The following is a 13,716-nucleotide window of genomic DNA, read 5'->3' as shown; positions in this document are numbered from 1 at the left end:
GGAAATGAAGGGGTGCACCCGCGTCGGTTTCAGGCGGCCTTGGCAACCGGCCGGAAGTTCTGGAAATCCCATCCGGGTGCCGGTGCCGCATCGATCAGCGAGCGGGTGTAGGCATGGCGGGGTGCGGCCAGCACCTCGGTGGCATCGCCGGCTTCGACGACCTGGCCGCGTTGCATGACCACGATGGTGTTGCAGATCTGCGCGGCCACACGCAGGTCGTGGGTGATGAACAGAATGCCGACGCCCGTGCGGTCGCGGATTTCCTCGAACAACTGCAGCACCTGGGCCTGCACGGACACGTCGAGCGCCGAGACGGCTTCGTCGGCCACCAGCAGGTCGGGCTCCATCACCACTGCGCGGGCGATGCAGATGCGCTGGCGCTGTCCGCCCGAGAACTGGTGCGGATAGCGGTTCATGACGTCGCCGGAGAGGCCCACGAGTTCGAGTGTGGCGGCGGCTTTCTTCAGGGCCTCGGCCTCGGGCATGCCGTAGTTGACGAGACCCTCGATGATGGATTGGCCCACCGTGCGGCGCGGATTGAGCGAGCGGTACGGGTCCTGGAAGATGTACTGCACGCGCTGGCGCACGGCATGCATGTCGCGCACCTGCGCGATGTCGTCGCCCTTGAGGAAGACGGCGCCTGCGCTGGGGTCGGTCAGGCGGATCACGCAGCGTGCGACCGTCGATTTGCCCGAGCCCGATTCGCCGATGATGCCGGTGATCTCGCCGCGCCCGACGGTGAAGCTGACGTTCTGCGCGGCCAGCACCGAACGGTTCTTGCCGAAGAAGCTCTTTTCCTCGTATCGTTTGTCCAGGCCCACCACCTCGAGCACCGTCTGGCTGTCGGGCAGGGCGCGGTAGCGCGGGATCAGGCTGGGCACGGACGACACCAGCATGCGGGTGTAGGCCTCGCGGGGCTGCGCGAGGATGGCGTCGCGGGTGCCGGTCTCGACCATGGCGCCGCGGTTCATCACCACGATGCGGTCGGCGATCTCGGAGACCACGCCGAAGTCGTGCGTGATGAAGACCACGGCTGTCTGCTCCTGCTCCTGCAGCTCGCGTATCAGCAAGAGGATCTGCTTCTGCGTCGTCACATCCAGCGCGGTGGTCGGCTCGTCGGCGATCAGCAGGTGCGGGCGCAGGATCAGCGCCATGGCGATCACGATGCGCTGGCGCTGCCCACCCGACAACTGGTGCGGATACGAGTCGTAGATGCGTGCGATGTCGGGTAACTGCACCCGCTCGAGCATCTTGAGCACCTTGTCCTTGCGCTCGGCGGCGTTGAGTTGCGTGTGCAGGCGCAGCACTTCGTCGATCTGGTGGCCGACGCGCTGCACGGGGTTGAGCGCGGTCATGGGCTCCTGGAACACCATGGCGACGCGGGTGGCGCGCAGTTCGCGCATGCGGTGCGGCGTGGCCTTGAGCACGTCTTCGCCGTCGAGCAGGATGCGGCCGCCGTTGGCGAACAGGCCGCCCTTGGGCAGCAGGCCCATGATGGCCAGCGAGGTCACCGACTTGCCCGAGCCGGATTCGCCGACCACGCACACGGTTTCGCCGGCACGCACGTCGAAGCCGATGTTCTGGACGATGGACTTGCCGCCGCTGCGTGCGGTCTGCACCGTCAGGTCCTGAACGGACAGCACGACCGGGGGCAGGGAGGAGGAGTGTGTTGCTTCAGCCATGTCGTAAGCGATGCCGGGTCTGTGAATGGGAAGGAAACGATCGGGGCGTTCGGGGCGATGCTGCAAGGCGTTCGGATGCGCTCAGAGGCGCTTGGCCATGCGCGGATCCAGTCCGTCGCGCAGCGCATCGCCCAGCATGTTCACGCTCAGCACCGTGAGCGAGACCAGCACGCCGGGGTAGAGGATGATCCCCGGCATGAGCAGGAAGAAGGTGCGGCCGTCGGCCATCAGGTTGCCCCAGGACGGCGTTTCCGGCGGGATGCCGGCACCCAGGAAACTCAGCACCGCTTCGGTCATGATGGCCGAGGCGAAGATATAGGTTCCCTGCACGAGCAGCGGCGCCAGCGTGTTGGGCATCATGTGGCGCCAGACCATGGCCGGCAGCCGGGTGCCCAGGCTGGTCGCGGCCTCGACATAGGATTCGTTGCGCACGCCCAGGATCACGCTGCGCACCATGCGCACCACGCGCGGAATCTCGGGCACCGAGATGGCGATCAGCACCGTCGCCAGCGTCGCGCCCGACAGGGCGACCAGTGCGATCGCCAGCAGGATGCCGGGTATCGCCATCATGCCGTCCATCACCCGCATGATGATGGCGTCGGCCAGGCGGAAGTACCCGGCCGCGATGCCGATGATCAGGCCCAGCGTGACGCTGATGAGCACCACGCCCGCGCCCACCACCAGCGAGACGCGGGCGCCGTAGACCACCCGCGAATACACGTCGCGGCCGAAGCCGTCGGTGCCCAGCCAGTGCTCGGCCGAGACGCCGCGCAGACGCTGCGAAGGGTCGAGCTGCACCGGATCGACCGTGCCCAGCCAGGGCGCGAAGACGGCCATGGCGACGATGGCCAGCAGGATGAGCAGCGAGATGCGCACCGGCCAGGTCTTGAGCAGGCGCTTGAACGCCGAGGGGCCGGCACTCTCGCCTGCGCCGAGCGGAGCGGGCGTGGGCAGCGTCGCAGCCTGGACGGCAGGGGGCGGGGTAGACGCCGAGGGCGTGGCCGCCGCCGCATGGCCTGCCGCTGCAGGCACGGGCTCTTCGACGGAAGCGTTGTACGTGGTGGTGTTCATGTCGGGCGATGGAAATCCGGGAGGCTTCGGGCGCCGGCCGGAGCCCGTGAGGGCAGGGGGCCGGCGGTCGACGGTTCTGATCGGGGGGTGGCGTGGAGCACGGGCACTTCGTGAGTACCGGATGTCAGTACCGGATGCGTGGGTCGAACACCGAATACAGCAGATCGATGCCGAGGTTGATCAGCACGTAGAGCGTGGAGAACAGCAGGATCAGCGACTGGATCACGGTGTAGTCGCGGGCGAGCACGGCTTCGAGAACCAGGCGGCCCAGGCCGGGAATGTTGAACACCGACTCGGTCACCACCACGCCGCTGATGAGCATGGCGATGCTGACGCCGATGATGGTCACGATGGGCACCGCCGCGTTGCCCAGCGCATGTTTCATCAGCACGGCGGTTTCGGACATGCCCTTGGCGCGGGCGGTGCGGATGTAGTCCTCGCCCATCACCTCGATCACGCTGGTGCGCACGATGCGGGCGATCAGCGCGATGTAGGGAAAGCTCAGCGCCACGGTCGGCAGCACCAGGCGTTCGGCAAAGCCGCCGAAACCGTCGGCCAGCGGCTGATAGCCCTGCACCGGCAGCCAGCCCAGCAGCCGCGCAAAGACCAGGATCAGCACGTAGCCGATGATGAAGACGGGCACCGAGAAGCCCACCACCGAGCCGGCCATCACCACCCGGTCGAGCGGCTTGCCCTGTTGCCAGGCCGCGAACACGCCGAGCGGAATCGCCACCAGAATGGCGAAGGCGATGGTGCTCAGGCTCAGCGCGATGGTCGGGCCGAACCGGTCGAGCACCATGTCGCTGACCGGCAGTCCCGAGATCAGCGAGGTCCCGAGGTCGCCCCGCAGCACCTTGCCGATCCACATGAACAGCTGTTCGAGCAAGGGCTGGTCCAGGCCCATCGAGGCCCGGATCGCCGCCAGCTGTTCGGGCGAGGCGTTGTCGCCGGCGATCATGACGGCCGGATCCCCCGGAGACAGCCGCAGCACCAGGAAAACGATGATGGCCACCATGAACAGCACCGGAATGGCTGCCAGGATACGCCGGACAAAAAACGCCGCCATGTGTTGCCTTTCGTGCGTTGCCTGTTATTTGCCGGACTTGGTCATGTTCCAGAACACGGGGGCTGCCGCATCGAGCTGGTTGCCGATCACCTTGCGTTTGCTGGTGACGTTGGTGAACTCGCCCATGGGGATCATCACCACCTGGTCGATCACCTGGCGCTGGATCTCTTCGGCCAGCTTCTTGGCTTCGGCCGGATCGCTGGTGCGGGCCATCTTGCCGCGCGCCTCTTCGATCGCCGGCACGTTGGGCCAGCCGAACCAGGCGCTGTCGCCCCCGGCGGCCACGCCGATGAAGCCCAGCGGGTCGGCCACGTCGGGCAGCACGTTGGTGGTCGAGAACACGTTCCAGCCGCCGGCCGACGGTGCGGCCTTCGAGGCACGGCGAGCCGTCACCGTGGCCCAGTCCATCGACAGCATCTGCACGTTGAAGCCGCCGTTGCGCAGTTGCTGCGCGAACACCGGGCCCATGGGCGAGAGGTTGATCAGGTCGGTCGCATGCAGCAGCACGATGGGGGTGTTGTCGTAGCCGGCTTCCTTGAGCAGCGCCTTGGCCTTGTCGGGCTGGGCTTCGATGATCTTGTCCTTGCCGGTGTCGCTGGCATAGGTGCTGCCGCAGCCGAACACCGCCGCGCAGGTCGAGTACATCTTGGCGTTGCCGACCTGCGCATCGAGCAGGGGCTTCTGGCCCAGCGCCAGCAGCGCGGCCTGGCGGATCTTCAGGTTGTCGAAGGGCGGCTGCGTGAAGTTCAGGCGGGCTAGGTTCTGCGAACCCTGCTTCTTGTAGACCGACAGGGTGTAGTCGGCATTGCCTTCGAGCATGGGCAGCAGATCGTGCGGGGTCTGTTCGATGAAGTCGACCTCGCCGCCCATGAGGGCCGTCACCGCGGTCATGGCGTCGGGCATGGTGATCCATTTCACCCGGTCGACCTTGACCACCTTGCCGCCGGCCAGGCCGCTGGCCGGCTCGCTGCGCGGCACGTAGTCGGTGTACTTGTCGAACACGGCCTGCACGCCGGGCTTGTACTCGGCGGCGTTGAACTTGAACGGGCCCGAGCCGATGGTCGAGGTGATGGGCTGCCCGATCGGAGCGGCCGCGGCCGAGGCCTGCATCATGAAGGGCGCCACGCCGCTGGGCTTGCTCAGCGCACGCAGGGCGATGTCGGTCGGCACGTTGAAGGTCATGTCGAAGGACTTGTCGCCCGTCGTCTTCATCTCGGTGAGCATCGAGGCCATGAGCTGCCCGAGCTTGTCGGCCTTGCTCCAGCGCTGAAGGCTGGCCACGCAGTCGGCGGCGGTGACGGGTGTGCCGTCATGCCATTTCAGGCCTTCGCGCAGCGTGAAGGTGTAGGTCTTGCCGTCGGGCGACACTTTCCAGCTCGCCATCTGGGGCTGGATGGCGTTGCTGGCGTCCTGGGCCAGCAGGGTGTCGTACACCATGTAGCCGTAGTTGCGCAGGATGTAGGCCGTGCTGATCACCGGATCGAGGGCACGCAGCGGTGCGTGCATGACCGCGTTGATGGTCTGGGCTTGTGCCGTCGTGATGCCGGCCACGGCCATGGCGGCACACAGGACGGCGGCCTTGAGATGGCGGCGAACGAAGCTGGGCTGGGACAAGGGAGACCTCCGGGAAGCAGGGTTGTTGAAGAAGCAGCTAGGGTTGCTGAGCATTCTTGCGACAAGCGGCCACGGATCGCTAACGATTTGTAATCGTTGCAGGCATTAGGCTGGCTGATGGCTGCAGCCGGTCAAGACACATCGTGGTGCAGCTTGTCCCGGCGATGGGGCGCCATGATTCATGTTGGAGGATGGTGCTGCACTGGAAGCATGCAGGACAGGCCGACTGTCATGGTGAACAATGCACCACACATCGGTCTGCACGGTTTTGTGGCGTGGAGTCGGCGTGCGAAGGCGCCGCATCGGCGGCCCGGCAGCGTGTGCCGGCCCGCGAAAGAAGGCCTCAGCCGAGTATTTTCTGCAGCGAGCCCTGGATCTCGGGCTGTTCGAACACAAACCCGCTGGCCAATGCCTGGCTGGGCACCACCTGCTGGCCCTGCAGCATCAGCTCTTCGGCCATGTCGCCCAAGGCCACGCGCAGCACAACGGGCGGAATGGTGAACAGGCAGGGGCGGTGCAGCGCGCGGGCCAGCGCGGCGCAGAACTCGGCCTGCGGCACGGGCTTGGGGGCCGTTGCGTTGACCGGTCCATTCAGTGTGGGCGTGCGGACGACGTGCAGAATCAGTCGGATCAGATCGCCGCGATCGATCCACGACAGCCACTGGCGGCCGTGCCCGATTCGTGCGCCCAGCCCCAGCTTGAAAGGCAGCAGCATCTTCTGCAGAAAGCCGCCGCCGGGGCCGAGCACCACGCCCAGGCGCAGCCGGACGGTGCGCACCCCCAGGGCTTCGGCGCACACGGCTTCCTGCTCCCACAGCGCGCACAGTTCGTGCGAGAACGCCCCGCCCTCGGTCGACGGCGGGGTCTGCTCGTCGAACACCGTGGAGACACTGGTGCCGTAGAAACCGATGGCCGAGGCGCTGATGAACACGCGGGGCGGGCGCGGGGCCTGCTGCATGAATTGAATCAGTGCCTGTGTACTGCCGATGCGGCTCGACAGGATGCGGGCCTTGGCTTGCGGTGTCCAGCGCTGCGAGATCGGCTCGCCCGCGAGGTTGATGACGGTATCGAACGACTCGCCCTTGAGTTCCTGCAGGCTGCTCACCTGGCGCAGGGCCTTGGCGCCGTGATCGCCCGCAGGCCGCTTCGACCGCGACAGCACCACCACCTGCGCGCCGGCCTGAAGCAGCGCCTGGCACAAGGCCCGGCCCACGAAGCCCGTGCCGCCCGTGACCAGGACGGTCGAACCCACCACGATGTCTTCTGTCTGCATGTCGATACCTCTCGATACAGTTTACCCGCACCCTCGTTCCGGCTTGTGTCGGGGCGCAGGCAAGTCCCAGCTCGCGGACGGCCACAGGCTGGCTTTCATCACGAATGCCCATGCGGTGTGGAACCCGTCTGTCTTTCCGCGGCTGAGCTACGACCCGGGCACCGACCTCAAGCCCGTCAGTCCGGTTGCCGTGCTGCCGATGGCCGTGGCGGTGCCGGCTCAACGCGGCCATCGGCGCGGCCCTGCGCCAGCCCGACATGGTTCAGGCCTATGCCGGCCATGGTTCGGTGATCTATCACGACACGCCGGCCCGGTTTGCGCGGCGCATCGCCGACGAACGGGCCACCTGGGGTCCGATGATTCGCGCGCTGGGCATCGCGCCCAACTGAAGACCGGGGCGGCCGCCGGCCGATGCCGCCCGGCGGCCTGCACGACGATCACGTGTCGCCTGGGCGGCGGGCCATCCACGCGCTCACCAGTGCGGCCGCGCAGCGACCCGCGACCGCAGCGGGCGCCGAGGTGCGTTGCACCATGATCTGGGCCAGCGCGCCGTCGTAGAGCAGTGCCAGCTGCCCTGCGATATCTGCGATATCGGTTGCGGGCAGAGGGCCGGCGTTGCCGAGAATCTCCGAGAAGATGTCGCGGACGCAGGCCTTGTGCCGGCGTGCGACCTCGACCACCTCGGCGTTGTTGCCATACTCCGAGACGGCCATGAGGAAGGCGCAGCCCCTGAACGTCTCGTCGCTTTCGGCCTTGTTCTCGAGCAGGCCGAACACTTGCATGACCTGGTCCTGCGGCGGCAGCGACGGCGAGAGCAAATGGCTTTTCAGGGATTCGATCACACGCTGGTGACGGCTTTTCAGGTACGCCACCACCAACTCGTCCTTGCTGCGGAAGTGCTTGTAGAGCGTGGCCTTGGCGACGCCCGATGCGTCGATGATCCGATCGATGCCGACGCCTCGGATGCCCTCGCTGTAGAAGAGCGCGCTGCTGACGTCGATGATCCGATCGCGTAAGGTCGGGGGTGCAGTTTCCATGGATGACGGGTGAGTCGGCGGTTTCAGGTGTAACGGTTCCTGGGTCTTGCAAGCCCCAGGTGCTCGCGCAGCGTGCGGCCTTCGTAGGCTTCGCGGTAGAGGCCGCGCCGCTGCAGTTCCGGCACGACGTGGGTCACGAAATCGTTGAAACCTTCGACACCGAAAGGTGCCATCAATGTAATGCCATCGCACGCGCCCTGACGGATCCAGTGCTCGAGATCGTCGGCAATGGTCGTGGTGCTGCCTGCCAAGACCCTGTGTTTGTTGCCCACGGCCAGCCTCTGGGCCGTCTGCCGGATGGTCAGCCCGTTCTGCGTGGCATAACGCGTGATCTCGCGTTGATGCCCGACCGAGAAACTGGCGGCAGGCAGGTCGGTGGGGAACGGCGCGTCGATGTCGTAGCCATGCAGGTCGAGCATGAGATTCTCGACCGCGACTTCGACCGGGAACAGCTTCGAGATTTCGTCGAGCCTGGACTCGGCCGCCTCGTCGGTCTCGCCCCAGACGATGCTGCAGCCGGGCATGATCTTGATCGCCTCGGGATCGCGGCCGGCCGCTGCGGCACGCTGTTTGATTTCCGAATGGAAAGCCCGGCCCGATTCGATGGACAGGCAATTGCAGAAAACGACATCGGCCGTCTGTGCGGCGAAAGCCCGGCCGTCTTCGGATGCGCCGGCCTGCGCGATCACCGGATGCCCCTGGATGGGGCGGGCGATGCGCAGCGGCCCACGCACATCCGGGTAGTACGGGCCGCTGTGCGCCAGCGGATGAATCCGGCTCAGGTCGGCGAACACGCCCGTTTCCCGGTCGCGGACCAGGGCGTCGTCCTCGAAACCGTCCCACAGGCCGCGGACGACCTCGATGAATTCCGAGGCTCTGGCGTAGCTGTTGTCGTCTTTCCGGTTGTCCGGCAGGCCGAGTTGCCGTGACGACGGGCCGTAAGAGGTCACGAGGTTCCAACCCGCCCGGCCGCCGCTGATGTGGTCGAGCGATGCCACCTGCCGGGCCAGCAGGGCCGGGGGGTAATCGCTCACGCTGGCGGTGTAGATGAGTCCGATGGCGCGGGTGTGTGCCGCGACGGCACTCAGCAGGCTGAGCGGTTCGAACAGGCTGACGGTCGCCATCCGGGCCACGACCGCATCGGGCGCTTCCGGAAAAACAGGGCTGTCGGCGATGAAGACCGTGTCGAAGAGGCCGCGTTCGGCCACCTGCGCGCTTTCGATGTAGTAATCCAGGGAAAACGGATAGTCGGCCCGGAGGCGGGCATGCCTCCAGGATTGCGAAGTGAAACCCGGCATCAGGAATGCCGCGATCTTCAGTTGTTTGAGGCTGGAGGTCATGTCGGTGCTCGGCTGGGCTGTGTCGGATGCCGCCGGTCAGCGCTGGATCCACACGGTCTTGAGCGAGGCTTGCGATGCATCGGCGTCGTCGGACAGACCGTGCACTTTCCGGTTGTAGACCGTGAAGTTCTTTTCCTCGTAAAGCGCCAGGGCCGGAATGTCCCTCTGGGCGATCCGCTGGAAATCGCCGAAGGCCTTGTACCGATCGTCCTGTCGGGTCGCGTAGCGGATCTTGTCGATGATCGCGTCGAGCTCGGGGTTGGCGTAACCCGATGCGTTCTGCCAGGGCGTGCCCTTGCTGATGGTCTGCGTCCAGAACTGACGAAGGCCGCCGAGTTGGGGATCGATGTAGGGCGCCCAGCGCGTGGTCTGAAGGTCGAAGTCGTAATCGGTATAGACCCGCTTCAGGTAGCTCGCCAGATCTTGATTGCGCACGTCGACCTCGATACCCACCTGCTTGAGGTTCTGCTTGAGGTACTCGGCATGTCGTCCGAAGTTCTGGTTGAAGGGCGCGTAATCGATGTGGATCGAGAAACGGACCCCGTTGGCTTGTCTGGGGTAGCCGGCCTGGTCCAGAAGGCGATTGGCCAACTGGGGGTCGTAGGGGTATTGGGGAACCTTGTCGGTGGTGTAGAACTGCTTGAGCGACGAGGGAATTGTGCTGGCGGACGGCGTGCCGAGGTTGTACCAGACGGCCCGTGTCAGGCCCGGGCGATTGATGGCGTGGGCGATCGCATGGCGAACGGTGGGATGGGCCAGCTCGGGCCGGCGGAGGTTGAACTCGAGCACCAGGTAGTTCGATTGCCACGAATAGCCCTGGTAGGTCACGGCCAGCGAGGGCAGCTTCTGCAGGCGTTCGACATCGTTCAGCGGCACGCTGTCCCAGGGAATGTAGTCGACCTCGCCGGTTTCCAGCGCCGCCGAGCGTGCCGCCGCGTCGGGGATGATGCGGAACACGATGCCGTCCAGGTAGGGCTTGCCCTTGTCCCAGTAGTCCTCGTTGCGGACCAGGTCGATCTGCTGACCCTTGGACCAGCTCTTGAATTTGAAGGCACCGGTCCCGACAGGTTTCTGGTTGTAGGGATTGGTGCGAACGTCGGTGTTTTCGTAAAGATGCCGAGGCAGCACGGGCAGGCCCTGTGCGTTCAGGAAGTTCAGCACGACCAGCGCCGGGCGCTTGAATTTCAGGACGGCCGTGTGATCGTCGGGGGTGGCGACGTCGTCGAGGTCGGCCAGGATGTTTCGGCCGATCGGGTGGACCTTTTTCCAGACTTCCAGCGCGCTGTACTTCACGTCGGCCGAGGTGAAGGGGCGGCCGTCGTGCCACTTCACCTCCTTGCGCAGCGTGAATTCGATCGACAGGGCATCGGGGGCGACTTTCCAGGCCGTCGCCAGCGAGGGACCGGGCTTGTGGTCCTTGTCGTAGGTGAGCAGCCCCTCCAGAACGTTGGTCGCGACCACACCGTTCACGTAGGAGTTGTTGTATCCGGGATTGAGCGTCACGGGTTCGGGTTGCACCACCGCCCGAAGAATGCCGCCCGGGGCCGGCGTTTGGGCCATGGCGCTGTGGAGCGGCAAAACCAGTGAGAGGGCCAGACCGGTGGCTATGCGGAGAAACATCATTCGACCTCGCGTTGTTCGAGGGTCAAACTGTATAGACAGACCGTTCTGTCCGCTTCTCGAAAATCGAGCAAGCTTAGTCGGAAACCGACGATTTGCCCGGGCCTCGCCGCGTGGCCGGGGGCCATGACGTGCGCCCGGCGCAGGGGCGGCGGCGAGAGAGACGACTCTGGCATGATGCAGGCGGTGTTGTCGTTGCAACGCACGGGCGCAGAGATCGGTCTCGCCCGTGCCTTTCATTCGGAGCGTCCACCCCGCATGTCCGTGCCATCCCGCTCAAGCCCCATTCCGCCTCACGCTCAGACCCTGCCGCGCGGGGTGCTGGGGCTCGCTGCCGCCGTCCTTCTGGTGCTGCTCGTGCTTTCGGGATGGCAACCCTACGACCGCACCACGTGGGTGCTCGAGGTGCTGCCGGTGGTGGCTGCACTGGCGGTGCTGGCGGCCACCCGGCGCCGCTTTCCGCTGACGCCGCTGCTCTACGGACTGGTGTTCGTGCACGCCTGCGTGCTGATGTACGGCGGGGCTTTTTCGTACGCACGCGTTCCGCTCGGTTTCGAGATCGCCCATTGGCTGGGGATGGAACGCAACCCCTACGACAAGATCGGCCATTTTTTCCAGGGTTTCGTGCCGGCCATCGCTGCGCGCGAGATTCTGCTGCGCGGCCACCACGTCCGGGCCGGCCGCATGCTGGCCTTTCTGGTGGTGTGCGTGGTGCTGGCGATCAGTGCCAGCTACGAGCTCGTCGAGTGGGCGGCCGCGCTGGCGCTGGGCCAGGGCGCCGAAGAGTTTCTCGGCACGCAGGGCTACGAATGGGACACGCAATCCGACATGTTCTACGCGCTGCTCGGCAGTCTGGCCGCGCTGATCCTGCTGTCACGCCTGCACGACCGTCAATTGCGGCGGCTGGAACCGGCTCCGGGCATCGGGCCCCGCTGACTCGAGACCGAACGATCGCCCGCCGCTGCCGATCCATCGAGACCGCGCGGCGGGCTTCAAGAGCGCGGCAAAGCCCGGCTCAGGCCTGCGCGAGCGCAAAGCTGCGCGGCAGCGAGGCCATGAAGGTGGCGCCGTGTCCCAGACCTTCGAGAACCTGCAGCTGGACTTTCCACGAGGGCTGCCGGCGCAGCAGTTCCACGAGCTGCAGCGTGGCCGGATTGGGGCCGGGGGGCCGTGACGGGGCGGGCTGGGCGCCGCTGCTGCCGGCCCGGCCCTGGCCGCGGGCTTCGCTGTCGCCCAGCATGACCAGCACATCGGCGGCAGGCGGCCGCTGGGGCCGTGTCAACCGGCCTGGCGCAGGCAGTTGCCGGTCGGCAAGCCCGGCCAGCAGGCTGTCGCCCCAGGTCGACGAGGGGCTGATCGCCAGATAACGCGAGAAATCGCGGGGCTGGGTGAGCAGGGTGTACAAGGCAAACAAGCCGCCGTACGAATGGCCCCAGAGCGACCGGCGCGTGCTGTCCAGCGCAACACCGCGGAGCATGTCCTGCTCGGCCACCGCGCGCAGCGGGCCGGCCAGCAGGCGCTGGAACTGCGGAGCACCGCCGGCCTTGTCGCGGCGAGGTTCGGTGCTGCCCTTGGGCAGAGGGGGCGTGTAGTCGCGTGTGCGGCCTTCGATGTCGAAGCCGCTGATCGACGGGTAACCCACGCCCACGATCACCAGGTCTGCGGCGAGTGCCAGGTTTTCGGCGGTCAGCCGGTCGAACAGCGAGTTGCCGTCCAGCATGTAGAGCACCGGAAAGCCGCCTGCCGGCGCGGCCCGGCGGGGCACCGCCGTGAACAGCTGGTACTGGTGTTGCGGCTGTTCGCCGATCTGCACCTCCTGGCGCGCAAGCCGATGCGATGCCGGCTCGGATTCGAACAGGCCATAGGCGGCGGGCGCCTGGGGTGCCCGCTGGGCCAGCGCCGCCGTGGCGGGGCCGAGTGCTGCGGCCGTCAGCATGCCGTTCTTCAGCAGGCTGCGGCGTGTGATTGGGGACGGGGGCGTGACGAGAGACGGGGAGAGAAGGGCGTGCTGAATCGGCATGCCGGCGATTCTGCGCAGGAACCGGTCGGTTTGCAGCATGTCCCTGCGGCCTGCAGGGAATGCCGGCAGCCCCGTCCGGCCCTTACAGCCAAGGCGGCATGGCCTTGACGAAATCCACGAAGGCCCGCAGCGTGGCCGGCACATGGCGGCGGCCCGGGTAGTAAAGAAAGGGGCCCGAGAAGCGGGGCCACCAGGGCTCCAGCACGGGTTCGAGTTCGCCGCGCGCCAGGTAGGGCCGCAGCCAGTCCTCGAACAGATGGATGACGCCGCTGCCGGCCACCGCGGCATCCACGGCCAGGTCGGTGGTGGCCCCGATGCGAACCAGCAAGGGCCCTGTCGGCTCGATGAGGATGCGTTCGCCCTTGCGTTCGAACGCCCACGCCGGGGTCGACCCGCTGGCGAACTGGCCGCGCAGGCAGGCGTGGTCGAGCAGCTCGCGCGGATGCCTGGGCCGGCCGTGCCTGAGCAGGTAGTCCGGCGAGGCGGCCGTGGCAAAGCGCTGTTCGCGCGGACCGATGGGGATGGCGATCATGTCCTGCTCGAGGCGCTCGTCGTAGCGGATACCGGCGTCGCAGCCGGCCGCCAGCACATCGACGAAGCTGTCTTCGGCGATCACCTCCAGCCGGATGTCCGGGTAGGCGGCCAGGAATCCCGGCACGATGCGCGGCAGCACCAGACGGGCGGCGCTGATGGGGACGTTCAGCCGCAGGGAGCCGGCGGGCTTGTCTCTGAAGCCGTTGACCAGATCGAGCGCGGCTTCGACCTCCTTGAGTGCGGGTTCGAGCCGGTCGAGAAGGCGTGTGCCGGCCTCGGTCGGCGCCACGCTGCGGGTGGTGCGGTGCAGCAGACGCACGCCGAGCCGGTTCTCGAGGCGGCGCACGGCTGCGCTCAGGCTGGAGGCGCTGCTGCCGGTGATGCGGGCGGCTTCGCGGAAACCGGCGGCCCGGGCCACGGCCATGAACGCGTGGATGTCGGCAAGGTCGGCGGCCATGG

The 13,716-nt window shown here is 66.7% G+C and carries 12 protein-coding genes; 2 read left to right on the top strand and 10 right to left on the bottom strand.

The genetic code is table 11. The annotated features are described in order from the left end of the window. Positions 1 to 29 precede the first annotated feature (29 nt). The 5 genes from EC845_RS00460 to EC845_RS00440 form a co-directional block, all read right to left on the bottom strand. Positions 30 to 1,682, bottom strand: a complete 1,653-nt coding sequence (locus EC845_RS00460; RefSeq protein WP_123295318.1) for an ABC transporter ATP-binding protein — start codon at positions 1,680 to 1,682, stop codon at positions 30 to 32. Positions 1,683 to 1,763: 81 nt separating this feature from the next. Further along, positions 1,764 to 2,753 carry an ABC transporter permease gene (locus EC845_RS00455; protein ID WP_123295259.1) on the bottom strand — a complete coding sequence of 330 codons (990 nt, stop codon included), beginning with the start codon at positions 2,751 to 2,753 and terminating at the stop codon, positions 1,764 to 1,766. 124 nt (positions 2,754 to 2,877) lie between these two features. Then, positions 2,878 to 3,819 carry an ABC transporter permease gene (locus EC845_RS00450; RefSeq protein ID WP_123295258.1) on the bottom strand — a complete coding sequence of 314 codons (942 nt, stop codon included), beginning with the start codon at positions 3,817 to 3,819 and terminating at the stop codon, positions 2,878 to 2,880. 24 nt (positions 3,820 to 3,843) lie between these two features. Beyond that, positions 3,844 to 5,376 (bottom strand): ABC transporter substrate-binding protein, encoded by a 1,533-nt coding sequence (locus EC845_RS00445; RefSeq protein ID WP_370451217.1) that lies wholly within the window; start codon positions 5,374 to 5,376, stop codon positions 3,844 to 3,846. A 400-nt stretch (positions 5,377 to 5,776) separates the two neighbouring features. Continuing rightward, positions 5,777 to 6,706 (bottom strand): TIGR01777 family oxidoreductase, encoded by a 930-nt coding sequence (locus EC845_RS00440; protein WP_123295256.1) that lies wholly within the window; start codon positions 6,704 to 6,706, stop codon positions 5,777 to 5,779. Between the two features lie 257 nt (positions 6,707 to 6,963). On the opposite strand from EC845_RS00440, the gene EC845_RS22720 reads away from it, so the two are divergent. Next, positions 6,964 to 7,095, top strand: a complete 132-nt coding sequence (locus EC845_RS22720; protein ID WP_255416880.1) for a hypothetical protein — start codon at positions 6,964 to 6,966, stop codon at positions 7,093 to 7,095. Positions 7,096 to 7,143: 48 nt separating this feature from the next. Here the strand turns inward: EC845_RS22720 and EC845_RS00430 are convergent, their stop codons facing one another. From EC845_RS00430 to EC845_RS00420, 3 genes are read right to left on the bottom strand one after another with little or no spacing between them, the layout of a single operon-like run. Continuing rightward, positions 7,144 to 7,743, bottom strand: coding sequence for a TetR/AcrR family transcriptional regulator (locus EC845_RS00430; protein WP_123295254.1), 600 nt, complete (start codon positions 7,741 to 7,743; stop codon positions 7,144 to 7,146). 23 nt (positions 7,744 to 7,766) lie between these two features. Next, complete coding sequence (locus tag EC845_RS00425; protein ID WP_123295253.1) at positions 7,767 to 9,083, bottom strand: LLM class flavin-dependent oxidoreductase; 1,317 nt, start codon at positions 9,081 to 9,083, stop codon at positions 7,767 to 7,769. 36 nt (positions 9,084 to 9,119) lie between these two features. Continuing rightward, the gene (locus tag EC845_RS00420; protein WP_233597878.1) at positions 9,120 to 10,643 is read right to left on the bottom strand and encodes an ABC transporter substrate-binding protein; all 1,524 of its coding nucleotides are present in this window, start codon (positions 10,641 to 10,643) and stop codon (positions 9,120 to 9,122) included. Between the two features lie 318 nt (positions 10,644 to 10,961). On the opposite strand from EC845_RS00420, the gene EC845_RS00415 reads away from it, so the two are divergent. Further along, entirely contained in the window at positions 10,962 to 11,639 is a 678-nt protein-coding gene (locus tag EC845_RS00415; RefSeq protein WP_123295316.1) for a DUF2238 domain-containing protein, read from the top strand. Between the two features lie 79 nt (positions 11,640 to 11,718). Here the strand turns inward: EC845_RS00415 and EC845_RS00410 are convergent, their stop codons facing one another. Together EC845_RS00410 and EC845_RS00405 are read right to left on the bottom strand one after the other, a co-directional pair. Next, complete coding sequence (locus EC845_RS00410) at positions 11,719 to 12,639, bottom strand: alpha/beta hydrolase (RefSeq protein ID WP_158615569.1); 921 nt, start codon at positions 12,637 to 12,639, stop codon at positions 11,719 to 11,721. A 166-nt stretch (positions 12,640 to 12,805) separates the two neighbouring features. After that, positions 12,806 to 13,714 (bottom strand): LysR family transcriptional regulator, encoded by a 909-nt coding sequence (locus tag EC845_RS00405; protein ID WP_123295251.1) that lies wholly within the window; start codon positions 13,712 to 13,714, stop codon positions 12,806 to 12,808. Between the last annotated feature and the right edge of the window lie 2 nt (positions 13,715 to 13,716).

Origin of the sequence: Comamonas sp. BIGb0124, from assembly GCF_003752175.1 — a bacterium.
Lineage (GTDB): Bacteria > Pseudomonadota > Gammaproteobacteria > Burkholderiales > Burkholderiaceae_C > Comamonas_F.
The sequence above is the reverse complement of the archived record's forward strand: the minus strand, read 5'-3'. Positions and strand labels throughout refer to the sequence as shown.

Excerpts from the sequence above, each read along its gene's own strand:
- EC845_RS00445 (WP_370451217.1), bottom strand. The coding sequence starts at position 5,376 with ATGGCCGTGGCCGGCATCACGACGGCACAAGCCCAGACCATCAACGCG.
- EC845_RS00455 (WP_123295259.1), bottom strand. The coding sequence starts at position 2,753 with ATGAACACCACCACGTACAACGCTTCCGTCGAAGAGCCCGTGCCTGCA.
- EC845_RS00405 (WP_123295251.1), bottom strand. The coding sequence starts at position 13,714 with ATGGCCGCCGACCTTGCCGACATCCACGCGTTCATGGCCGTGGCCCGG.
- EC845_RS00410 (WP_158615569.1), bottom strand. The coding sequence starts at position 12,639 with ATGCTGACGGCCGCAGCACTCGGCCCCGCCACGGCGGCGCTGGCCCAG.
- EC845_RS00450 (WP_123295258.1), bottom strand. The coding sequence starts at position 3,819 with ATGGCGGCGTTTTTTGTCCGGCGTATCCTGGCAGCCATTCCGGTGCTG.
- EC845_RS00425 (WP_123295253.1), bottom strand. The coding sequence starts at position 9,083 with ATGACCTCCAGCCTCAAACAACTGAAGATCGCGGCATTCCTGATGCCG.
- EC845_RS00460 (WP_123295318.1), bottom strand. The coding sequence starts at position 1,682 with ATGGCTGAAGCAACACACTCCTCCTCCCTGCCCCCGGTCGTGCTGTCC.
- EC845_RS00420 (WP_233597878.1), bottom strand. The coding sequence starts at position 10,643 with ATGGCCCAAACGCCGGCCCCGGGCGGCATTCTTCGGGCGGTGGTGCAA.
- EC845_RS00440 (WP_123295256.1), bottom strand. The coding sequence starts at position 6,706 with ATGCAGACAGAAGACATCGTGGTGGGTTCGACCGTCCTGGTCACGGGC.
- EC845_RS00415 (WP_123295316.1), top strand. The coding sequence starts at position 10,962 with ATGTCCGTGCCATCCCGCTCAAGCCCCATTCCGCCTCACGCTCAGACC.
- EC845_RS22720 (WP_255416880.1), top strand. The coding sequence starts at position 6,964 with ATGGTTCAGGCCTATGCCGGCCATGGTTCGGTGATCTATCACGACACG.
- EC845_RS00430 (WP_123295254.1), bottom strand. The coding sequence starts at position 7,743 with ATGGAAACTGCACCCCCGACCTTACGCGATCGGATCATCGACGTCAGC.